Genomic DNA, 3,441 nt, shown 5'->3' with positions numbered 1-3,441 from the left:
ATCCCGCCCGGAGTCTGCGGATCTGAATCAGAAGCAGCCCGGACCGGAAATTATTGATATGACGCGCTTGAATATTCCAACAATCTCGATCTCGCGCCCGGGATCGAATCCGGTGAATTCAAGAACCATTGAAAAAGAGCAATTGACTGTATCGGCGGATCCGAAGAAGGCAGCATCGGTGCAAAGCCTGGATCCTTCGAAGGGGCAGCTTCCCCCTCAGAAGCCGGTCGAGCTGAAACCTATCGGTCTGAAAACTGATTCTCCAAAAATACAAGCTCGGGAGGTGGTCCCGGGAAATCCAAGGATCCAACCCCAACCGGATTCGAGAATCAGTGAGCAACCGACTGTACTGGCGAACTCGAGGAAGAAAGCGCTGAGCCTGCAAGAGATAAAAGACAAGTTCCTGACGATGCCGCGCGACGATGCGGTGGACTGGATCTTCAGTGAGGAGGTGCAGGCAKACGAGATCTTGACGCCCGAGGAGCGGCTCGAGCTCAACGACTTCGTCTCAGGCCACCTCTGAACCCGTTCCCTGTGAGAGCTCCTGTGCCGGGCGGCGAATCGCTGAAGGCGATGCTCGGCATGCCGCCGGCCCGCCGCGCATCCCTCGTGCGCCCGCGTGCCGGCGGCCTGGCGAGAAACTCAGTCCACTTCCGAGCAGAAGTCGCCGTCGGCAACGAGGCATTGCCCCGCCTCGACGTCCGACGCGACCGCCCCACCACGCGTGACGATCCGGCTGCTCGACAGCCGCTTCGCCTCCGCCGTCGGCAGCAACACCCACATCTGCCCGCGGTGCTTCGTGCTGCGCGCGTTCTGCCCGGCCTCGGAACCGAAGCCCCAGAAATAGTCGGCCCGCACCGCACCGCGGATCGCGCCGCCGGTGTCCTGCGCGAACACCAGCCGCTGCACCTGGATCGCCGAGCCCGACGGCGCCGGCGCACTGAGGAACACCGGGTAGCCGAGCGGCGTCACCCTGGGGTCGACCGCCACCGACCGCCCCGCCGTCAGCGGCACGCCCAGCGCCCCCTGCGGGCCCTCGGCGGCCGGCCGGTCGGTCACCGTCTTGAAGAACACATAGCTGGGGTCGGACACCAGCCGGCCCTGCGTGACGCGCGTCGGCGGTTTCGCCGGCGCTGCCGCCGGCGCCTTCGCGCCGCCGAGCAATTGGTCGACCAGGCTGTCCGAGGCGCCGCGCGACGGGCTGCGCGCCGGCGCCGCCGGTGCCGTCGGTGCCGTCGGTATGGCCTTGCCGCGCGTGACGACCGGCTCCTCGTCGGCCACCGCCTCGTCCTCCAGCACGAACTCCTGCGGCTGCTCCGCCGCCGCACCGGTGCCGCGCGTCACGACCTTGGTGCTCTTGACCGCCGCCACCCGCAGCGGCTTGAACGGATGCCCGTTCTGCTCGGCGTACTGCACCCGCAGGATGCTGCCGTCGGGCAGGCGGATGCGCCCCGAGCCCTGCACCTGCATCGCATACAGCGCCAGCCCGTCGGCCACCCACGCGAGCACCGGCGCGCCGATGTCCTGCGGCAGGTTCAGCGCCTCCAGCTCGCCCCGGGTGTAGTACGGCTCGGCACGGGCCGTGGCCCCGCTGCCGGTCAGCCGCACGCGCAGCCGGCGGTCGCGGTCGTCCAGCTCGAAGCGGCGCAGGTCCATCGCGTAGCTGCCGGCCTGCGGTGCCGGCAGCACGATCAGCTGGTTGCCATCCGCGCGCACCGCGATCACGCCGCGCCGCTGCGCCTTCGGCACCCTCGACCAATCGATCGTGTACAGGTCGCGCGGCACGCCCAGCACCGGCACGTCGTAGACGGCGCTGCGCTGGCGCTGGCCGTCCAGCAGCGGCTCGAAGTAGCCGGTGATGTCGCCCTCGCGGCTCGCGTCGGTGTTCAGGATGCGCAGCAGCGAGAAACGGCTCTCGAAGAAACCGCGCATCGCTACCGTGTCGGTGGCCGGCACGCGCTGCGACGCGTCGCAGATCTCGCGCCATTCGTCGCGCTTGCGCAGCGCCTCGCACGAATTGCGGAACGCGCCCCAGCCAGCGCGCAGGTCGTCCTGCTGCCAGCCGGGCAGCTCGTCGAAGCCCGCCAGCTTGAAGACGGCGTTGCGGGTGCGCACCTCGCTCGGCGCCGCCACCCGCGCCACCCCCGATTTCGGGGTCGCCACGCCCGGCGCGGCACCGGCGTTGGACAGCGGCACGGCCGGCCCGCCGGCCGCCGCAGCGCCGCCGGCCGGGGCTGAGGGTGCCGGGGACGGCCCCTGCGAGGCACAGGCGGCCAGCGCCAGTGCAGCCAGCACGGCGAGCAGGCGCGGCGAACGGGGCGAAGAAGGCGCAGGGTAGGGCATGGCGCGAGCCTAGGCGTCGTCCGCGTCCGGTCCAACYGACCTTCGTCAACCGGCCTGCCGCGCCAGCCGGCGCTCTCATTACCTAAGTCACGACTGACGGGTGAGAGCGACCGCTATCCTGCGGGCGCCAGTCCGTTTGCCCATTCCCCCCACCCCATCCGCCGTCCCATGCGCCAACTGCTCATCACCGCCGCGCTGGCCGTTCTCGGCCTCGTCGCAGGCTGCACCACCGTCGAGAAGTTCAACCCCTTCGCCGGTCCCGCCACGCTGAAAGGCGAGGTCGCCGCCGGCGCCCAGATCAACCCCGACGCGCGCAAGCGGGCCTCCCCGGTCGTCGTGCGCGTCTTCGAGTTGAAGGCCAACGCGCAGTTCGAGTCGGCCGACTTCGTCTCGCTGTTCGAACGCGAACAGCAGGTGCTCGGCCCCGATCTGGTGTCGCGCGAGGAATTCGTGTTGCGTCCTGGCGAAAAGCGCCCGCTCGAGAAGAAACTGTCGCCCGAGACCAAGTTCATCGGCGTGATGGTCGCCTTCCGCGAACTCGAGCGCGCCCGCTGGCGCGCCGTGATCCCGGTGGCCCCGAACCGCACGAACATCGTCGCCGTCAGCCTGGACGACATCGCCGTGCAGGCCACCCGCACGCAGCCTGAAATCAAGCCCTGAAACACACCCCCCCACCGTGAACGGACGGATCTCTCCATGAGCTGGCGCGCCAAGGTCGTCTGGTCGTCGGGCATGTTCCTGCAGCCCCACCATTTCCAGCAGGAAACCCGCTACATCGAGCGCCTGGTCGATGCACGCACGCGCTGCGTGACGCCGTTCGCCTGGGGCTTCTCCGAACTGGAGATCGACGAGGGCCTGCTCGCGCTCGGCAAGCTGGGCCTCACGCGCGCCGCCGGCCTGCTGCCCGACGGCACGCCGTTCTCGATGCCGCTGCTCGACCCGCTGCCGCCGCCGATCGAGGTGCCGGCCGACGTGAAGGGCGAGCTGATCTACCTCGCGCTGCCGCTGCAGCGCCAGGGCCTGAACGAGGTCGACTTCAGCGGCACCGACGAGCTGTGCCGCTTCGAGGCCGCCGAAGAGAACGTGCGCGACAACACC

Annotated in this window: 4 protein-coding genes; 3 read left to right on the top strand and 1 reads right to left on the bottom strand. The window is 69.4% G+C overall.

Annotation, left to right across the window (positions count from 1 at the left end; all coding sequences use genetic code 11):
• On the top strand, nt 1-523 hold a 523-nt coding region (locus AC1D01_RS25850; RefSeq protein WP_477871449.1), incomplete at its 5' end, for a hypothetical protein.
• A 119-nt stretch (nt 524-642) separates the two neighbouring features.
• Here AC1D01_RS25850 and mltA read toward each other — a convergent pair.
• A complete protein-coding gene (gene mltA, locus AC1D01_RS25845; protein ID WP_477871447.1) occupies nt 643-2,343 on the bottom strand; it encodes a murein transglycosylase A in 1,701 nt (566 codons plus the stop codon).
• A 168-nt stretch (nt 2,344-2,511) separates the two neighbouring features.
• Between mltA and tssJ the strand changes: the two genes are divergently transcribed.
• A complete protein-coding gene (tssJ, locus tag AC1D01_RS25840) occupies nt 2,512-3,003 on the top strand; it encodes a type VI secretion system lipoprotein TssJ (RefSeq protein WP_477871445.1) in 492 nt (163 codons plus the stop codon).
• Between the two features lie 36 nt (nt 3,004-3,039).
• On the top strand, nt 3,040-3,441 hold a 402-nt coding region (tssK, locus tag AC1D01_RS25835), incomplete at its 3' end, for a type VI secretion system baseplate subunit TssK (protein ID WP_477871443.1).

Source organism: Rhizobacter sp. P3_B12, from assembly GCF_056402895.1.
This window is presented reverse-complemented; position numbering and strand designations above follow the sequence as displayed.